Raw genomic sequence first — 19,403 nt, 5'->3', positions numbered from 1 at the left:
TATATGGATAATAGAATTCAAACGAGGCCGTAACCATGAAGAAACCAGTCAAGATTATACTATACCGTTGGGCAGGCAGCTGGGGTCCATTTACAGTGAACATCCCATGTGGAGAATGTACTTTGACCAAAGATATTCTTAAAGATACTTTTGAGAATGAGTTGGCCGATGTCGATGTCGAATTGGAAGTGAAAGATTGGTTATCTCACTGGTGGGAACCTTTAAAGCTGGGATCTTGGCATGCTCCGATCCTTGTTGTTGAAGGCAAGGTAGTAAGCCAAGGCGAAGCACTAAATCGCGGTGTTCTGATTCAATCGGTCATTAAAGAGTGGACCAAAAGAGATACCCTAACAGGCAATATTGTTTATGGTAAAGCAACCTGCCCATTCTGCGTTAAGGCGAAGAAAATGCTTGATGAAGCGGGTGTTGAATACCAATACCATGATGTCGTAAAAGACAGCGCAGCTTTGTATCGTATGATTCCAGAGGTAAAAGCGCACATTGGTGAGAAAACACCAGTAACTGTCCCTCAGATCTGGCTCGATGGTAAATACATCGGTGGAGCAGACAACTTAGATGCATGGATGAAAGAGAATGGCTTAGATAGCATCCCAAATAATGTTGTCGATCTGTCCAACCAATCAGCAGGCTAAACTCACACAGAGCTATAAATCCAATCGTGAATTAATCAGTGTTTTTTGTGTCCATCCACAACAAAACAGGGCGATGAACTTCATCAATCGCTAAAACGACAAAGGCCTTAAACATCATAGATGTTTAAGGCCTTTTAAAATTCCGTTTTTTAAAATGCTTATTTAGCCATTTTCTTCATCATTCGCTTAAGGAATGATGTTTTTTTTGGCTTTGGCTTGCCATACAATGCTTCGTGCATCATGTTTTTTGCTGCCATTTGACCAAGGTATGCATGGCCTAGTTCGTAATTCATGCTTATCTCCGCACATAATCAACTTTCCTTAGCGCGGATTTTACACTTAAAACGCCCAAAAACAAGACTCACATCACACTTTAATGCAATAAAATCCATTGATTTGCAACAAACCTAATTTTGTCTCTGTGCTAATCAGCACTGTCTATGTATATCAATGAGTTAACCTGAATTCTGGTTTGAGCTTAATGCTCCATTCCTAATAACAGTCCAACACATTGATTTAGACGCTTATAAAAAAAAGCAGCTCAGAGAGCTGCTTTCTAAAATACTTTACTAAGAACCCTAGCTGCGCTTTGGCTGTCTGTAAGTTTTACCAGCAATTTGGTATGTGTCTTTTTGCTTCAATTCAAACATTGTTTCAAAGAACCAAGCTGCAAATTTGATTAAGTCATCGCCTTCATTCATGACATGTTCGATGTACTCTTGCTCTTCGCCTTGTTCATTTTCTTGAAGCGTCACGTGGTAAATACGCTTTTCGCCTTCCACTTCAGCTAGTGCAAATTGACCAGTCAGTGATGCAGCAGCCTCAGCGACTTCTGTATCCTCATTGGATTTCAATAGCTCAAGCGCTTGAGGCAGGCCATCTAGTGCGCAGATAGCTTTTACCAGTACTTCAAATTCATTTTGCTGCATTTTGTTTTTACCTATTCAATGGACCGAAGCATTGTAGAAAACCATCAGCACAAATACAACGTATTAACGATGGTGCATTGGACGGTAGTGGACTAGGCATTTAGCTATATTCCACTTCAACAGTATCATCTTTCTTGTTCATTTTGGTTGAAGACCAAAGCACGCCCCCCATAGCTCCTCCTATAATCAAGTAGAACACACCTAACTGTAGGTAAGTCGTCACCCAACTCTCGACGAGATACCCACCAAGTAAACCCGCCAAACACATCTGAATTGAACCCGACAATGCAGAGACCGCACCAGCTTGTTTCTTATGTGGTTCCAACAACATACTAATAGAGAGAGGAAAAGAGATACCCTGCGCAATAGTCAGCCAAGTAAACGCCCAAACTAAGTTAAAGATGGATAACTCATGAGTCAAAAGCCAAGTTCCCGACGCCAAGATAATCAAGATAGCTAGGCTCATCAGTTGAGGCGTACTAAACCTACGATTGAGCAAGTTTAAAGCGACGCTACCTACCAGCAAGCCTGCCGAAGGGACAATCATCAATGTGCCGTATTCTGCGGCAGTCAGCCCTAACTGCTCTTGCATTAAGAATGGAAACAGCGATAAAGATACCAAACTTGCCATGTAGCTCATCCAGTTGTAACTGGCGCTGGTTAACACTTGTCGATTGGTCAACAAACGTCCGTAGTTCTTCACCACTTGGCAGGCATCAAAGCGACTCTTTCCGTATGGCAATGTTTCATGAAGAACAAAGTAACCTAGCGTAAATATCGCCAATAAATACATCAGAACAAACAGGAACACCGCTTGCCACCCGAGGTGAAATGAAATCCAACCACCAAATACAGGCGCAATGATAGGCATGATCGAAGCGGTGATCGAGATATAAGACAACGCTTTGGTCAGTTGAGGGCCATCATAACTGTCGCGGAGCACACTTCGTCCGAGAACCGAAGCACTACCCGCTCCTAAACCTTGCAACAAACGGCCAACCTCTAGCGCCAGCATGTTGTCAGAAAACACGACACAAACGATAGTACCAATCAAATAAACGCCCTGGCCTAACAAGAAGATAGGCCGTCTTCCCACCGCATCAGACATAGGTCCATAAAATAGCTGAGACAGGCCAAAACCCACAAGGAACAGCGTGACGATCAGCTGTACATCTACCTGAGTCACACTTAAGTCAGAAGCAATTAACGGCAAAGATGGCAAATAGATACTCACACCTACCTGCCCCGTAGCAATAATCATCATTGCTAAGAGTAACGGCGTTTTTTTAAAGGTCGATTGGCTCAAAAAATTCCCTATTCGTTTGATATTTGTTCATGATATAAGTTTATATTCAAAACCAGTAATTGATAATTAACCAAATTGGAATTTAATTAAGTCCTAATAGGAAACAATATGGATTGGATTCTCAACGTAAAGAGCTACGTTAGAGTGGTGGAAGAAGGCAGTTTCAATGGTGCTGCGCGTAAACTCAATACCACCAGCTCAGCGATAAGCAAAAGGGTAAACTGGCTCGAAGAACGCATCGGGACTCAGCTACTGAAGCGTACAACCCGCTCGATTAGCCAAACCGAAGCGGGCGCGCTGTTTTACCAACGAGCCAAAGATCAGCTCGATAACTGGCAGTCAATCATTGATGAAACTCGCTCAGTTAACCAAACTCCCGCAGGCTTACTGAAGATAGGTGCGACCATCGCGGTCGGCTCTAAGTTTCTGGTTCAGCACATGGACGACTTCCTTGAAAAGTATCCGGATATTAAGGTACAGCTCATCACCACCACTTCAGGACAATTACCTGAACTTGGATTGGATCTGGTGATCAGTCGAGAATTGGAACAGCTCAACTCTTTAAGCTTCAAGAAAACGCCCTTGTTTGAGCACAAAGCGGGGTTCTATGCCGCACCGAGTTACCTCGCCAAACACGGTTACCCCACCTGCGAACAAGATTTAGAGCAGCATAATTCTTTAATCTGGGGAGAGCGTCCAACCCGTGAAGTCACGCTAACCAAAGGGCAACGCATCACTTTAAACGGCAACTTTGCTACCACTAATCCAGAAGCTTTGTTTCATGCTGCGAAGCGAGGAATGGGAGTGTTGTTAACCATCAAAGCGATGATCAAAGAAGATCTTAAACAAGGGACGTTAGTTCCAGTATTACCAAATATAACCGCCGACGAAGTGATGGTTTACGCGTATTACCCTAAGCTTGATTACTCACATACGCGAACCAAGTTATTTCTGGATCATTTAAAAGAGAGGCTAGACAAAGAGCGCAGCACTCAGGCTCTGTGAAATAAGTCACATTTTAATTTGAAAAGTTATACAACACGAACAATAATAAACTAGACGCATATAAGTACTAAAACTTAAGACTGCGTAGTGCCAAAATCGTATAGACAAGATCATACACATACAGCTTACACAGTGAATCTGGTTAACTAAGGATGGTGACTATGACTCAACATACGCATAACAGCATGATAGACACAGAGCGCATTGGTCGTTTACTGAAATTGGAAGGTATCGACCTTTTAGAGTCAGCCGTACTTACTTTACATCAAACCTTTGGTACTCAGTACACCAGCATCATTGAGAAGAAGCATTTCCCAGATCAAATCGTTCCTTTGGTGATCGCCCACTCTGACCATGTACTGCATGATAAAATCAACGCACGTCATGGGCAGATCTACCAACAAGCAGTCAATCAAAGGCACCCGGATTGCTCGTTTGCTCAGCATGTCGTCCAGTCATTGCCAACATCGGCATTTAGGCAGGAAATCACCTCACAAAACTCCATCGCGATCCCTACTCGTACTCAAAGTGGTGAAGTGATGGGGGTGTTGTTCTCAACGTTTACCTCGCCTCTAAGTCCAGTTCAACAACAAGACGTGATAAAACACCACCAATTGTTCGCTGACATCATCATCCACACCTTGCGTGAAATGTGGTTCAACGACCGTTCTGAACAACTGGTTAATCAACTCAGTTACGAAGTATCACACGACAGCTTAACGGGGGTACTAAACCGAAGCTGCTTGTCTGATACCTTGGAATCGATCACTCAACAGAGCGTCACTCCATTCTCGCTCGCCCTGCTCGACATCAATAGCTTCAAAGCCATCAATGACATGCACGGCAATTATATTGGCGATAAGGTACTTCAATTTGTCGCAGAAACATTGCGTAGAACCTTACCCGAAAGCAATCTGACTTTCCGGACTGCTGGCAATGAGTTTGCTTTCATTACCTATCATTCGGACCCAATAGCAGTTTGCGAGCAAATCCTAGCCAAGATAAAACAAGGTTACAGTAATGTTGATATTAAAATCGATTTCGACGTTAGTATCGGCATCGCCCGTTCAGATGGGGGTGACAAGGATGTAGAACAGATCATCTTCAACACTAGCTTGGCACTTAAAGAGTGTAAACACAGCCAAGATACACACATTCAATGTTACGACACTCACTTGAGGGTCCGTTATCAAAGGAAAACCGAGTTAATCACCGCCTTACGAAGTGAGCTTGAGAGTCCTATTTCAGGCAGTTATGTACCCAATGGTAATGGAATGTACGTAGTGGTACAGCCGATTGTGGGTCAAGGTGAAACGCAATGGGAATATTTCGAGGTACTGACTCGCTGGAAAACCGCCAGACATGGAGACATCTCACCCGTAGAGTTTATTCAAGTGGCAGAAGAGTCAGGGCTGATTGTCGAATTAGGTGAACGCATTATTGAATTGGTGTGCCGCGCTAAAACCACACTAGAGCAAGGCTTGGGCTACAAGGTTAAACTTGGAATCAACTGCTCTGCGCACGAGCTTACTGATTCGAAACGTTATATATCCTACCTGACTCGAACCATTGAACAGCACCATTTTAAGGCGAATGAGTTTGTTATCGAGTTAACCGAAACCGTTCTGTTATCGCCAACACAAGATACAAAATCCGCGCTTAACTTTCTGAGAGGACAAGGCTTCACGATTGCACTCGACGACTTTGGTACAGGCTACTCCAGTTTGAACTACATCCACAGCTACCCTATCGATTGCATTAAAATTGATGCGACCTTTATTCGAGACTTGTTAACTAGTTCGACCTCAGAGAGCGTAGTATGGCTGATTGTTCAACTGGCCCATAGACTCGATGTATCTTTGGTTGCGGAAGGTGTTGAGAAGCGTGAGCAATTAGAAAAGCTGCACGCGATGGGATGTGACAAGATCCAAGGTTACCTCTACTCACCTCCAATGCGACCTGAAGCTATCGTTAGCTATGTCGCGCACTCAGAGCCTTTAGTTTAAACCCTTACCGAACCTTCTATTGAGAACTAAAAAGCCGCAAGAGCATCACTTAACACTGACTGTGCTTTGTGATGCTCTTGCGGCTTTAAAACAGTTTAATGGCTAGCTACTTACTAGCATTATTAACCATTGCTAGATCGCGCGTTTCTAACGCTGCCTTCAATAGCTTGTCGGCTTCATCTCTCGCGGCTGTGAATGTCGCTTTTTCCTTTTTAGGCACAGAATCGGCCATTGGGATATTCGCTTTCATCGCATCAACAGGGCGACCACGTTCGATCAGTTCATAGTGCAAGTGAGCACCTGTCACTCGACCCGTTTTACCCGTTAGGCCAATACGTTGACCACGAGATACCGTTTGTCCTTTACGAACAAGGATCTTGCTTAAGTGCAAGTAGCGCGTTTTATAAGTGCTACCGTGTTGAATCACCACATAGTTACCCGCATAAGGGTGTTTACGCGTCATGATCACTTTGCCATCACCCGTTGCTTGAACAGGTGTGCCAATTGGTGTCGCGAAATCCGTACCGTTGTGCGGTGAGATTCGGCCAGTCACAGGGTGTAGACGTTTAGGGTTAAATTGAGAACTCTGACGCCAGCTGCTGCTTACAGGATAACGTTGGAAAGCACGTTGAAGGCTATCGCCATTAGCATCGTAATATTGTCCGTCAGTGTGTAAGTATGCTGACACAACGCGGTTACGATTCATGATCTTAATTGCTTCAATTTCACGTTTTCCGGTTGCAACACCATCAACATATTGCGCTTTTTGAAGCACTTCAAACTGATCGCCAGCACGTAGGTCGCGGCTGAAGTTCAGCTTGTCTTTAAGAAGAGTCACAATATGGTCAATCTCGAGGCTGTTCAGGCCAGCTTTATTCGCCGACATTGAGAAGCTGCCATGAATATCACCCACGAGAGGTCGCTGCTTCCACTCGCCCGGAATAGAGATATCTTCAAACTCGTATGTACCATCTTCAAGCAGTCGGTAAACCACTTTATCTGCAACACTAAATTGAAGTTCCATTTTGGAAAGGTCGCCCGTCGCTTCATCACGCCAAAAGCGTAATGTATTACCCGGACGAAGCGTATCTAAAGCAAGGAAGTTCAAATCAGTTTCCATCACGCTCATCATCGATTTATAAGAAAATCCAAGTTGCGTGAAGATGCTACTCAAGTTATCGCCAGATTGAATTTGATACTCAAATGTCGGCGGCTCAATAACGGTAACAGAAGATGGTGACAGAATTGACTCAATAACGGTTGAGTCTGGTAGATCAAGCTCGATCGTTTTCGTCAGATTTGATTGCGAAGATTGCAGAGCAACTCCAATCGCTGCAATAAGTGGCAGTCCTAAAATAGCTACTTTTTTTACAGGTGAAAGCTCGGCAAACGGAGAGGAAAATATTTTTGAATACACGGTAAACAGGTCTTTCTACAATATAAAGGCATAGGATATGCTTTTCAAACGCATAAATCATCAATGCATTGTCATAATATGATGTGAATCTGCCCAACTTAGCCTAAGTCATTGAGTTGCCGTAGATGAAGAGCCACTAGATGAGAAATAAAATTAACCGCTAAATTTAAAAATAAAAAAGCAGAAACGGCTAGTTTCTGCTTTCTATTGGTTGACGTTATCCCGTTTCGAATAATTAATAAACGAAGCGAATTAGTCGCTGATTTTAAGACAAAGACTATGCGTTAACCGTCGACACTAAGCAGTTGTCTTCACCAAACTCATTTGGGATGTAACGGTCAGCATTCGCATCGTTCACCCATTGTTGGTCATCAACTAGGTAGCGGAATTGAAACTCGCCATCTTTAGGTAGACGAGTTTTAAACTTGTAAACCTTCCCTTTGGCCAGTTTTTTCATTGGGGTGGCTTTCCAATCAAGAAAGTCAGCAACGATGGATACAGAGTTCGCTTCTTGAGCTTCTAGCTCGAAGGTCACTTCAACTTCATCTTTCGTCTTAAAAAAACGTTTATTAATCATTCGCAAGCTCCATTTGTAATAATAAGCGGACACAAAGCTAACTGTGTCTAAATTTCATTCATCTAACTAAGATAATATGTAATTTGGCTCACATAAACAACAGATCCTTACATTCACGAAAACGTTATTGCTTACCAATTGATTGCGTATCAAAAGAAAAACTCATTAACACCTTTTCAGAAGGGGGTTCTGCAAATGATTGTTCCGCAGAATGCTGAGTAAAGCCGATAAAACCTTCCCCAGTAAGTTTATTCTGTGATTGCGAACCTGGCTGCTGAGCTACCTCCAATGTCTGAATTTGTATACGATCACCCAGTAAAAGTTGGTCGACTAACACCACACGGCTTCGTTGCTGGTCATGCTTAAACAGGCCTAGATAATAGAAAACACCGCTGCCTTGGTTAGATATCCAAATCGGCGCGACAAAGAAACTCGCCTTGCCCAACGTGGCGGCTGAAAGATTATTGGTGTCTACCGTTACCACACCGCGCTCAACACCTGAGTCATAGCGTCCAAACGCGATGGCTCTAGGCTCATCAACTTCATTGATAAAAGCGTAGGCGTTAGTCTCAGGAACTTTAATTGTCCATGGATTGGTCGTCTTCAAATCAAAAACGGTTTCTACGACTGGGTCATAACTCACTTGAGAAGAAGGAAACTTCGCCAAGATCTCTTCATCACTTAAGCTAAAGCGATAAACACCCGCTACTATCACCACAACCAGCATGACAATTGGAATCAGTAGAATCAGAGGGATAGGTAAGATTTTCGTTTTCATGGGCAATTATATTCTTTTGTTTTCATCCAGTTGTGCAGACCATAAAGGGCTTTAGTATAATTATCAATACAGGGTTAACCAGAAGTGGAGCATGGATGGATATCAATCATATTAAAGATAGAAATATCAGAAGTTGCGAATGCCGCTGTGGAGCAGTCAACCTAGTATGCCGAGGTGAACCTCAACGTACATCTGTCTGCCATTGCTATGAGTGTCAGAAACGCACCGGAAGTGTGTTCGGCGTTCAGGCTCGGTTCCCAATAGAACAAGTTACACTCAGCGGTGAAGTGACCTCTTTTTCACGCATCAGCGATACGGGTAATGAAGTCACCTATCAGTTTTGTCCCAAGTGTGGCACCACCATGCTTTTGCAGTCGGTTGCCGCCGCTGATTTTTATATCGTCCCGCTCGGATTATTTAAAGAGCAAGACTTCCCACTGCCGAGCTTTTCGGTTTATGAAGAACGCAAACACGGTTGGGTTAAGTTCGACCACCAAATGAGCCATTACAACTAGTTCGTCATTGAGCGTTATCTTTATCTCGTTATTGACCGTTATCTTTATATAGCAACAGTATTAAAACAAACTGCAATACTGTTGCCTAAGATCAAATATCAACGCTTCACAGCGCTAGCGTATCTTTTGTCTAGCGTTATAATCTTGCTCCTCTATTTAACCCAGGGTGAACCACATGATTTCTAAGTTACCTCGCTGGGTTGAATACGGCGCCCTTTTGTTAGCTGGTCTTGCTGGCAGTGTTAATGCTATCGGCTTACTTGGCTTCCAACATCAAGCTATCTCCCATATCTCCGGCACCATGTCTTTGCTAGGCAGTAGCCTGCTTACACCGACCTCGGCTTCTGTTCACCTCCTATTGGTGATCATGAGCTTCATGTTAGGTGCGGCGTTCAGCGGGTTCTTTATTGAAAACCAAGCATTGAAGTTAGGACGCCGTTACGGTGTTGCACTATGTATTGAGGGTGGATTGCTGTTTTTGGCGCTGTGGACACTGTTGCAAGGCTATACTTCAGGTCAGTATTTCGCTTCAGCCGCGTGTGGTTTGCAGAACGCGATGATCACCACTTACAGCGGGGCAATCATTCGAACAACACACATGAGCGGGATCATTACCGATCTTGGGATCATGATTGGCGCTCGCTTAAAGGGGATGCCTTTTGACCGCCGTAAAGCCAAACTGCTAATTTTCATTGTGGTTGGCTTCCTGTTTGGCGGCTTAATTGGCGCTTGTCTGTTCCAACGCTTCGAAATCTTGGCATTGGCTTTCCCTGCCTCTTTTGCTTTCATTATTGCGTTTAGCTACTGGTTATACTTGACCTATCGAACTGAAACCCCAGTCAATTTATAAATATCTGGCAATATAACCTCAAACTACGTAACATCCGCAACACTTTATTCTAAACTCTTAATACGTTGCAGAATAACCAGTATGAATATTTAGCGATATTTGATGAATAGTATTGCAAGCGATATTAATACTGGGTAATCTTGCACCCAATGAGAAAATACGGACGTTTAGTAAATAAAAATGCCAAGGATGTGGCTTTTTTACGTGTAGAAATTCGAGAACAATAACATGTCTAACAACAAGAATACTGCTCAAACAGAGAAATCTAAAGGCAGTTTCTGGGTTTTCTTAATCCCATCATTGATTGGTTTATTCCTTTTCATGGCGCCAATCAGCTATCAAGGTGATCTAACCATCCCTGTAGCTATCTTAGCCAAATCAATTCAAGCGGTTTTCGGTGAATATCTAGTCCCTATCATCACTGCGATCGTTGCTTTCATGTCTGTAGCTTCAGTTTTAAGCACCATTTTTAAGCCTACATTCATTACATCAAATTCATTTTTAAACGGCCTTTTCAACCCATCTCCACTGTGGTTGCTGGTTCGTTTAATTGGTGGTGCTGCAGCCGTTATGGCTTTCTTCCAAGTTGGCCCTGAGGTTATTTGGGAAGAAAATACTGGTGGTCTGGTTCTAGAAGGCCTGCTTCCGACACTGTTCTCAGTATTCATCTTTGCTGGTTTGCTACTTCCGCTTCTACTTAACTTTGGTCTACTAGAGCTGTTTGGCACGCTACTAAGTAAAATCATGCGTCCAATCTTCAACCTACCAGGCCGCAGTGCTATTGACTGTATGGCTTCTTGGTTGGGTGACGGCAGTGTTGGTATCCTGCTTACAAGCAAACAGTACGAGAAGAAATTCTACACTCAGCGTGAAGCTGCGGTTGTTGGTACGACTTTCTCAGCAGTATCTATCACATTCAGTCTTGTGGTTATTGCTCAGGTAGAACTAGAGCACCTGTTCCTACCTTTCTACGCAGCAATCTGTTTAGCGGGTATTGTGGCAGCGGTGATCATCCCTCGCCTTCCACCACTAAGCATGAAGAAAGATACTTTCATTGATGGCAGCAAGCCGCACAAAGACGCTGACGCGATCCCAGCAGGTCACTCAACGTTCTCTTGGGGTCTTGAGCTAGCGGTAAATAAAGCATCTCAAGTAAAGTCGGCTAAATCTGTATTTGGCGAAGGCGTTCGTAACGCCGTAGATATGGTATTTGGCGTACTGCCTGTTGTTATGGGTTTAGGTACAATGGCACTGGTTATTGCGGAATACACGTCTGTGTTCTCAATCCTAGGTCAGCCTTTCATTCCATTCCTAGAGCTACTTGGTGTTCCTGAAGCGGTTGCAGCATCTGAAACGATTGTTGTTGGTTTTGCGGACATGTTTATCCCAGCAATCCTTGCGGCTTCTATCGACAACGAGATGACTCGCTTTGTTATTGCAGCAATGTCGGTAACTCAGCTGATCTACATGTCTGAGGTGGGCGCTCTACTTCTAGGCAGTAAGATTCCAGTGAACATCTTAGAACTGTTTATTATCTTTATTCTACGTACGTTAATTACGCTTCCAGTTATCGCTGGTGTAGCGCATCTAATATTCTAAATTAGATACTACTTATGTAACTCAATAAAGATTCAGTTTATAAAGCCTCACTTTTGTGGGGCTTTTTATTTGCGAAAATATATACACAGTATTATTTGGAGTTCAATTAATTTATAAGCTCTGCATGTCATTTGATTTCATATCGTTTGTTCACCCCGCCTCTTTTTAATAGAAAACTGAACGCATAACTATCAAATTAATACATTCTTAATTCCTCCTTAAACTCCGTCTAGCCCCATTCCCCAACTCATTGAACCAAATACTAAAAGCAACAAATATGCGCTTTAGTGAATTCTGTATTGTTTAGGTTGTTGTATTTTTGTAGTCTATTTTGTGAAATTACATTCAAGTAAAATCCAATCTAGTCGATATATATAATTACAAAAACACGATTAACTTTAGTCTTCGCAAAGCCTGTGAGAAGGGGAAAACTCAATGAAATTTAGCCATAAGGTGGTTGCTGCATCATCAGCCTTGCTGCTAGTGACAGTATCATTGCTTTCAATACAACAACTTTACACTGTAAGAAGTGCAGTAGAAAACCACGTCAATGCGAGCCTGAAAGAGATGGTCTCGGGCGTGAAAAATACCGTCGTATCGGAGATGAACGCCAAGAAAGCGTTGGCTCAATCGACGACTGAAGTCATCGAGATCAACCCTGAAGATCGCGCTTACGTTAAAGAAATCTTAGAAAAGCCAAAGCTTAAAAACAGCTTCCTAGCGGTTGGTTTTGGTTATGAAGCAAACGGTTTCGTTATTGAAAATGATGATGGTTGGGATGCCGGTCCAGACTACGACCCACGAATTCGTCCTTGGTACATTGATGCTAAATCCAAAAACAGTTTAGTTGTTACCGCTCCTTATGTGGATGCATCAAGTAAGAAAGTCATCATATCAGTAGGTACTCCAGTTAAAGACAACGGCCGCTTTACTGCGGGTATGTTCTACGACCTAGAATTGACGAACCTTGCTACCTTGGTCAACCAAGTGAACTTGTTTGATGCGGGTTACCTGTTCCTAGTAACAGCCGACGGCACCACGATTGCTCACCCAAATGCGAAAAACAACGGTGAAACGCTATCAAGCTACATGCCACAAGCGACTATTCGTGAAGGCTCTCAAGAAATTGAAGTCGACGGCAAAATGTTCCTAGTTAATTTCACCCACATCCCTAGTGAAGATTGGTATATAGGTGCAATCCTCGATGAAGAGATCGCGTTCCAAACCGTTGAAGAATTGAAGAACAGCTCAATGATCTACTCGTTGATTGCAGTTATTCTCAGCATCATTGCACTGACTGTTCTGATTCGTGTGTTAATGCGTCCACTGGATGCGCTTAACCAAGCCATTCAAGATGTGGCGAGCGGTCAAGGTGATTTAACTAAGCGCCTAGATACCAACACAGACCAAGAGTTCTCTGACCTAGCGAAAGGTTTCAACACCTTTACTGAAAACCTGCAAAATCAGATCATTCAATCGAAAGCGATTGGTGTTGAAATTAAGCGTGGTACTGAAATCACGGTTAAAGGTGCAGGCGAATCAGCGAAAGCGATGAATACCCAACTGGAAGAGCTTGAACAGTTAGCGACTGCAATGAACGAGATGGCGGTTACTGCAACTGAAGTTGCAAACAATGCTCAAGGCGCAGCAGCGGCAGCCCGTGAAGCAGACGAAGCAACGCTAGACGGCACTTCTGTAGTTAGTGATACTACTCAAGCCATTGATAACCTCTCAGCGCGTATCGATCAAGCCGTTGCAGAAGTACAAGTACTTGAATCAGCAACAGCAAACATTGAAACGATTCTTAAGGTAATCAACGACATTGCAGACCAAACGAACCTACTCGCATTAAACGCAGCGATTGAAGCGGCGCGTGCTGGTGAATCTGGTCGTGGTTTCGCAGTCGTTGCCGATGAAGTTCGAACTCTAGCGCAACGCACTCAAGAGTCAACCACTGAAATCCGCAACATGATTGAGCAGCTCCAAGCGGGTGCAAGCTCAGTATCGAACGCGATGAACCAAAGTAAAGACACAGCTACTGACGCCGTTGAACGTGCTCAGCAAGCGAACTCTTCACTTGACCGTATCCGTGACGCGATTCAGCGCATCTCTGATATGAACATTCAGATTGCTTCAGCAGCAGAAGAGCAGAGCTTGGTAGCGGAAGAGATCAACAACAACACTGTTAAGATCAAAGACCTTTCAACACAAGTATCAAACGCGGCTCAAGAAGCGAACACAGCAATGCAGGTACAAACGGACAATGTTCGCCAACAAGACGAGCTACTGAACAAGTTTACGGTTTAACCGCCTTACCGTTTAACTAACACTCTGTTTAGTAAAGAATAAACAGCTTCATATTAAAAGCCCCGCTTACTGATTGTCAGTAACGGGGCTTTCTTTTCAATCTTTTCTTTCTAACCGATTAGACGTAACTCGTGGTCGTCAGCATCATGCACTGGTTAGGCTCAACCTTAATGGTTAAGTCCTTACCAACACAGTCGAACACCTCTCCAGACAACAAATCGGTCACTGCGCCAGTCCAATTTAATGAGGCTGTTTTGCTTCGTTTCGACTTGTTGATCACCACAATGCCTTTATCACCACGGACAAACACCAGTAAATCATCATTCGCTTCAACCACACGCATCGCTTCGCCATGAACATGGTTATGGAATTGAATCATGTTTTTCATGTAAGGCGCTTGCCAGTCATTAAGCCAGCGAGGCTGGCCGTTCTGATCCAGAATACCACTGGTGCTCAGCTCACTGTAAACAAGCGGCACACCGCCATCTCGACCAAGAATGAAAGCATGAGCCAATCGCTCATCCACTTCATCCATCACATGCTCCAGAAACACCTCGTTGTTCGGAATATCATGGGTTACCGCAAACGTGATGGCTCGCATGTTCGATAGTGCTTGACCGAAACAGTAGGGGTTGATCAGTGATTTAAAACTACCCTGCGCCGCAAACGCTTTGAAGATAGTATTGAACAGCGGGAAATCATAAGCGCCTAAGCGAGTGTGTTTGAGGTATGGTTCAAGGAACAGCTCATACTCTTCTTCCGTCGCACCGCCATCAGTAATGATCTCGCCAAAGATGTGCATTTCTTCGCAGATATCGTCAGTCCACACCTTACGCAAGTGTGACAGTGTCATGTGTTTCGCTGCATCAATACGAAAACCTTTCACACCAATCGCTTTTAGAGCTTTTAGGTACGCTCGCTGCTGTGCAACCACATTATCGTTGTCTAACAGTGTTGGTAAGCCCGGATCACTAGCTCCACCAGTAATACGCCCGTTCTGAACTTCCCATGTGTCTTTCCAGTTCTTGATACCAAACGCTTCCACGAAGTCGTTTTCATCAAATAATGGTTTAGAAAGATCACCAAACAAGCGGATGGATTCGTAATAGTCAGCCTCTTTTTGATAAGACGCCATGTCTTGCTGATTGGGATACGTTAAATCGCTGCGGATACCTGATTCGTTGGCCATGTGATTAAACACTACGTCTACATAGGTACGAAGCCCGTGTTGCTTTAACGTGTTCACCATCGCAGTGAAGTCTTGCGTGTCACCCAACTGATTATCAATCACACGATAGTCTTGTGGCTGATAGCGTTGCCACCATTGAGTACCAGAATCTCGGTCGTAGCCTTTAGGGCCGCGCAGCGATTTCATCGCCGGTGATACTAAAACAGATTTATAACCCAACTCTTGGATAAGAGGGGCGTTCTTCATTACGTCAGCGTAGCACCAGTCAAAGGCATGCAATATGACATCCGTCGCTGGGTTGCTTAACATAGCTGAACTCTCCATGTTGTTCTCCTACCAAACTCGTTTACAGCTTTCTAGATAAATACAAAGGCTAAAAGGCAAAGCTGCATAAATTTCCTCAAGAATGGCATTTATTATATGAGTTACTCATTAAAAACCCTCCTCCTCCTACCAATTACTCACGGTGGATAGTTGAGGGCGTAGCACCAATTATCGCATAACGTCTGGGATGAACACTCAGCCATTGTGCTTTTAAATGCGCAAAAAAGTCACAAAAAAGGAGCGTATATACGCTCCTTTTATTCAATCTATCACATATTTATTGCTAAGTTCTGTAAAGAACTTTAACCACATGCCAACCAAATTTTGTTTTTACAAGATGTGGTACAAGCGTCTCGCCAGAGAAACACACCTTATCAAACTGAGGCACCATTTGACCTTTTTTGAACTCGCCTAGGTCGCCGCCCTTTTTACCAGATGGACAGGTTGAATGTTTCTTTGCTAGCGTTTGAAATTTAGCGCCCTTTTTAAGCTGCGTCATGATGTCTTCTGCTAGTTCTTTATGCTTCACCAAAATATGAAGCGCTGCTGCTGTTCTTGCCATGATAATTCTCAGTTTGTTGCTGCCAGTTTACTTACGACGGTTGCTTAGAACATCGCTAATGAACTGACTGTTGTAAATCTGTTTGCCGCTAGCGACTTATCGAAATAAATTCATCGACAGCCAGCGTTTAGCGTGATTTTAACCCAAGAACAGCGATTCTTCACCCTATAACCGAAAACAACTGCCTTAAAGGCCATTAAAAACAGCATCGCGACTTGCTGCGGCTTCCATTTCCCTTTAAATTAATCCTTATAAATTAAGCGCGTATTAAGTAGGAGCCACTTATGGCCAAACCGATCAGTAAAGCGAGTCAGTCACAGGGAATGTTGATGTTCAAGTTATCCCTTACTCAAAGTTTTGCGATTGGCACACTTAAGGTCAGAGAAATCGTCCCTTTTCAACCGATGACTCAGATCCCCTACTCCCATCATCACGTGATTGGTACGGTGACTATCCGCGACCTTACGGTTCCAGTCATTGATATGTCCGCTGCGATTGGCTTCCGCCCGATAACACCCGCTGAATACCAAGATTGTGTACTTATCGTCACCGACTGTTTAAGAACAGTTGTGGCGTTCTTGGTTCGTTCGATTGATAAAATTATTGAATGTGACTGGAAGAGTATTGAATCTCCACCCACCAGTGTGGGTCGCAATGTCTTTGTAACGGGAATTACACGCTTTGAAGACCGTATTGTACAAATGCTCGACGTGGAACTGCTGCTTTCTAAGATCTACCCAGATTATGAGAATGCGCATATCCCGATGCTGACCGATGTAGAGAGAGAGCGCCTCAAAGCGTTGAACATCTTACTGGTGGATGACTCTTTGATTGCGCGTAAACAGTTATCTGATGCCTTAGACAGCATCAACATCCCTTACAGCATTTGTAACAACGGCTTAGATGCCATTGACCTAATGCGACGCCAAGCCAGTGCTGGCAATGCCATTGATCTCCTCGTGAGTGATATCGAGATGCCGGGATTAGATGGTTATGAGCTTGCATTTGAAGTGCAGAACGACAGTGCTCTAAGTCACGCTTACTGTATTTTGCACACATCACTATCCAGTGAGATCTGTGTTGACCGTGCCAATCAGGTGGGGGCACATGAAGCGCTTGAGAAGTTCAATGCGGGTGAGTTAATCGAAGCCATGCTACGCGGCGCAAAAGTCTTAAACGACGCCTCCACTGCTGCTTAAACCCTGTCTTAAAAGCTAAACCACCTTTCACTTTGGTTTAGCTTCCTACATGCCAAATCATCTAACGCTCGGTTAAGACTTTTTCGGCATTGGGCTCTTTGGCATGGAATAGCTCTTACTCACGAACTCCACTTCCTCAACCTTTTTGACGTGATTGGTATAAGACGCCAAGGCATAGAGTGTATTCGCAACTAAGTTAGCGTATTTAAAAAGAATCGGGTCTGGCGACTTTTTGCTTTCATGATGTTCAATACTGACCAGTGCTCGCACGACCTTTTTAGCCTGACAACGACACAAGTGAAGTTCGCTCGACACTCGGTTCCCACCAGGTAAAACAAACCCTTTGAAACCACCTTCTAGCTGATCGCGAATGTGATGATAATCTTGCTTGAGCTCGACCAGTTCGGATTCAGTGATCGCTAATTTCCCACGTACTGAACCATTTAAATGATAGATGTTCGGTTGTAGGCGTTGCAGGATCTCGCGAACTTGTGGTTCCAATTCCAATGAAAGAACCAATCCAACTCGGCAGCAAAGCTCGTCCGACAGAATCTCAAAATCACAGACAGGACTGTCTTCATAAATAAACGGGTAGCAGAACTCGTCCCAATCTCGACTTACTGGTTTCACGTATCGATCCTTACACATAAATATTAATCAGACGCCAATATACCAAACTCTTTGATTGAGTCTGAGTTTATTAGCTCAAAGACCCGCAGTTTCCCTGCTTGATAATGAGATAGCAAAAAGCCCTCACATTGGAGGGCTCCTAAAGAAATCGATTAAACGAAATTATTCGTTAGACACTTTTTTGTGGCCTTCTTGTAGGTGAACGAAATCCACCAAATCGTCGCCTGACACTTGATATGCTTGACCAAAACCTTTCACGAACAGTCCGTTCTCTGCTTTAAGGTTGAATAGTGAGAAATCTTGAAGCTGGCTCAAACCATCGATGATCTCGCCAAAACGCTCTTGCATCTGGCCAATCACTTGAGTCCAAAGTTCTGTTTCACGCGCTACAACACTTGCTTGAGCATCAAACGTTAAACGCTTACGTGCGTAAAGCTGCTTCGAACTCTCTTCATCTTCAATCATCATCAAAGAGACTTGAGGGTTCGCTTTCAAGTTACGGGCATGACGAGCAATATCAGAAATTAGAACAAAGTAACCTTCTTGGTTCTGAACGAAAGGTGCGTAACTTACGTTCGGGCGACCTTCTTCGTCAACCGTTGCAAGTTGAAGGGTACGGCGCTCTTGGCGAAACTCTTTAATTTCTGGACCTAGGCGACCTTGTAGACGTTCTTGTTTTACTTGCTGTTCCATGGGTAATTCCTTTCTTCACTTTCTCTGATTTATTATTTTTGCCCGAGGTTGAACGATCATTAGCGAACTAAACGATCCTCGAGCATTGATGTCTTGCTTAAGCTAGTTGGCAACCCTATGTAAGATTGCTGCTGATTATTTGCTATTGACTGTACTTAAGCTTGTTCTTTTAGCGCTTTGAAGCGTTCTACTTGGTCGGCAATAAGCTCACGCTTTTCGTTGCGGCCTAGGTAAATCTTAAAAATGTTCTCGCCCGTTTCACTGAAAAAGCCGAAGTAATGACTTTCACGCCCCATGAACGCTTTGCTCACCAAACCGATATGTTTAACGTTATCAAATTTTAGGTGGCCATGAAGCTCGCCCTCTTTGCCCATCAGGTTGTAGTAACCACGCGCTACTTTACCTTTCGGGAATGGTGCTTTTACTTCAAAGATAGAACCAAATGAATGCACGATAGTGGTCACAGGGCCCCAACCAACTAAACCTTCTAGAATTTCTTGAGCACGGCTGCCATCTAGCATTACCGTCATGTCGTTTGGAAAAGCAGCAACCACTTCAACCTCTGAAACACCTAGCTTCTCAGCAATTGCTGTCGGCAGTAGTTTTGGCTCTTCTTCTAGAATGCGAGCTACGCGTTGTTCTAGAGTTTCTGTCATTTCTAATGTTGTATCTGTCATTGAATATGTTCCGTATAAGCGAGTAATTGACATTAGGGCGTGTTGATCTCTCGAGCTGATTTTTGCAGCGAGTTGCTGGGTATTTATACAAGGCAGAGGCTTTGATGTGTAGCTAGCCTACATGAGAAGCCAATAACGCAGTAGAAATGACCAGCAAACGCTGCCCGAAGGGTTCGGCTAAAAGCGT

General features: G+C 43.7%; 19 protein-coding genes. 8 read left to right on the top strand and 11 right to left on the bottom strand.

The annotated features are described in order from the left end of the window. The first annotated feature begins 35 nt into the window (after positions 1–35). Positions 36–653 carry a glutaredoxin domain-containing protein gene (locus ACED45_RS15405; RefSeq protein ID WP_371714399.1) on the top strand — a complete coding sequence of 206 codons (618 nt, stop codon included), beginning with the start codon at positions 36–38 and terminating at the stop codon, positions 651–653. 158 nt (positions 654–811) lie between these two features. On the opposite strand, the gene ACED45_RS15400 is transcribed toward ACED45_RS15405, so the two are convergent. The 3 genes from ACED45_RS15400 to ACED45_RS15390 all read right to left on the bottom strand — a co-directional run bounded on the left by ACED45_RS15400 (position 812) and on the right by ACED45_RS15390 (position 2,888). Further along, positions 812–946, bottom strand: coding sequence for a hypothetical protein (locus ACED45_RS15400; RefSeq protein ID WP_279626256.1), 135 nt, complete (start codon positions 944–946; stop codon positions 812–814). 285 nt (positions 947–1,231) lie between these two features. Next, a complete protein-coding gene (locus tag ACED45_RS15395; RefSeq protein WP_017057980.1) occupies positions 1,232–1,582 on the bottom strand; it encodes a hypothetical protein in 351 nt (116 codons plus the stop codon). Positions 1,583–1,682: 100 nt separating this feature from the next. Continuing rightward, complete coding sequence (locus ACED45_RS15390; RefSeq protein ID WP_371714398.1) at positions 1,683–2,888, bottom strand: multidrug effflux MFS transporter; 1,206 nt, start codon at positions 2,886–2,888, stop codon at positions 1,683–1,685. Positions 2,889–2,996: 108 nt separating this feature from the next. Between ACED45_RS15390 and ACED45_RS15385 the strand changes: the two genes are divergently transcribed. Continuing rightward, the gene (locus tag ACED45_RS15385; RefSeq protein ID WP_146490910.1) at positions 2,997–3,893 is read left to right on the top strand and encodes a LysR family transcriptional regulator; all 897 of its coding nucleotides are present in this window, start codon (positions 2,997–2,999) and stop codon (positions 3,891–3,893) included. 161 nt (positions 3,894–4,054) lie between these two features. Further along, a complete protein-coding gene (locus tag ACED45_RS15380; RefSeq protein ID WP_371714397.1) occupies positions 4,055–5,899 on the top strand; it encodes a putative bifunctional diguanylate cyclase/phosphodiesterase in 1,845 nt (614 codons plus the stop codon). Positions 5,900–6,005: 106 nt separating this feature from the next. Here the strand turns inward: ACED45_RS15380 and ACED45_RS15375 are convergent, their stop codons facing one another. From ACED45_RS15375 to ACED45_RS15365, 3 genes are all read right to left on the bottom strand, one after another. Beyond that, positions 6,006–7,316 carry a peptidoglycan DD-metalloendopeptidase family protein gene (locus ACED45_RS15375; RefSeq protein WP_371714396.1) on the bottom strand — a complete coding sequence of 437 codons (1,311 nt, stop codon included), beginning with the start codon at positions 7,314–7,316 and terminating at the stop codon, positions 6,006–6,008. A gap of 277 nt (positions 7,317–7,593) precedes the next feature. After that, entirely contained in the window at positions 7,594–7,893 is a 300-nt protein-coding gene (locus ACED45_RS15370; protein ID WP_009845720.1) for an isoamylase early set domain-containing protein, read from the bottom strand. A 124-nt stretch (positions 7,894–8,017) separates the two neighbouring features. Beyond that, complete coding sequence (locus ACED45_RS15365; protein WP_371714395.1) at positions 8,018–8,671, bottom strand: hypothetical protein; 654 nt, start codon at positions 8,669–8,671, stop codon at positions 8,018–8,020. Positions 8,672–8,703: 32 nt separating this feature from the next. Here ACED45_RS15365 and ACED45_RS15360 point away from each other — a divergent pair, with 32 nt between their 5' ends. From ACED45_RS15360 to ACED45_RS15345, 4 genes are all read left to right on the top strand, one after another. Beyond that, complete coding sequence (locus ACED45_RS15360) at positions 8,704–9,186, top strand: GFA family protein (protein WP_170926836.1); 483 nt, start codon at positions 8,704–8,706, stop codon at positions 9,184–9,186. 175 nt (positions 9,187–9,361) lie between these two features. Beyond that, entirely contained in the window at positions 9,362–10,036 is a 675-nt protein-coding gene (locus tag ACED45_RS15355; RefSeq protein ID WP_017062746.1) for a YoaK family protein, read from the top strand. A 228-nt stretch (positions 10,037–10,264) separates the two neighbouring features. Beyond that, the gene (locus tag ACED45_RS15350) at positions 10,265–11,635 is read left to right on the top strand and encodes a YjiH family protein (RefSeq protein WP_017067418.1); all 1,371 of its coding nucleotides are present in this window, start codon (positions 10,265–10,267) and stop codon (positions 11,633–11,635) included. Positions 11,636–12,070: 435 nt separating this feature from the next. Continuing rightward, a complete protein-coding gene (locus ACED45_RS15345; RefSeq protein WP_102332673.1) occupies positions 12,071–13,942 on the top strand; it encodes a methyl-accepting chemotaxis protein in 1,872 nt (623 codons plus the stop codon). A gap of 118 nt (positions 13,943–14,060) precedes the next feature. Here ACED45_RS15345 and ACED45_RS15340 read toward each other — a convergent pair whose 3' ends face one another. Both ACED45_RS15340 and ppiC read right to left on the bottom strand, forming a co-directional pair. Further along, on the bottom strand, positions 14,061–15,455 hold the full coding sequence (locus tag ACED45_RS15340; protein ID WP_371714394.1) for an alpha-amylase family glycosyl hydrolase: 1,395 nt from the start codon (positions 15,453–15,455) through the stop codon (positions 14,061–14,063). A 283-nt stretch (positions 15,456–15,738) separates the two neighbouring features. Continuing rightward, complete coding sequence (ppiC, locus tag ACED45_RS15335) at positions 15,739–16,020, bottom strand: peptidylprolyl isomerase PpiC (RefSeq protein ID WP_258185064.1); 282 nt, start codon at positions 16,018–16,020, stop codon at positions 15,739–15,741. Between the two features lie 281 nt (positions 16,021–16,301). On the opposite strand from ppiC, the gene ACED45_RS15330 reads away from it, so the two are divergent. After that, complete coding sequence (locus ACED45_RS15330; protein WP_048662365.1) at positions 16,302–17,216, top strand: chemotaxis protein; 915 nt, start codon at positions 16,302–16,304, stop codon at positions 17,214–17,216. A gap of 72 nt (positions 17,217–17,288) precedes the next feature. On the opposite strand, the gene ACED45_RS15325 is transcribed toward ACED45_RS15330, so the two are convergent. The 3 genes from ACED45_RS15325 to hutX form a co-directional block, all read right to left on the bottom strand. After that, a complete protein-coding gene (locus ACED45_RS15325) occupies positions 17,289–17,846 on the bottom strand; it encodes an ATP:cob(I)alamin adenosyltransferase (RefSeq protein ID WP_146490918.1) in 558 nt (185 codons plus the stop codon). Positions 17,847–18,008: 162 nt separating this feature from the next. Continuing rightward, positions 18,009–18,539 (bottom strand): heme utilization protein HutZ, encoded by a 531-nt coding sequence (gene hutZ / locus ACED45_RS15320; RefSeq protein ID WP_060469343.1) that lies wholly within the window; start codon positions 18,537–18,539, stop codon positions 18,009–18,011. Between the two features lie 155 nt (positions 18,540–18,694). Further along, a complete protein-coding gene (hutX, locus tag ACED45_RS15315) occupies positions 18,695–19,216 on the bottom strand; it encodes a heme utilization cystosolic carrier protein HutX (RefSeq protein ID WP_371714393.1) in 522 nt (173 codons plus the stop codon). Between the last annotated feature and the right edge of the window lie 187 nt (positions 19,217–19,403).

Source organism: Vibrio crassostreae (genome assembly GCF_041439375.1).
Lineage (GTDB): Bacteria > Pseudomonadota > Gammaproteobacteria > Enterobacterales > Vibrionaceae > Vibrio > Vibrio crassostreae_D.
This window is presented reverse-complemented; position numbering and strand designations above follow the sequence as displayed.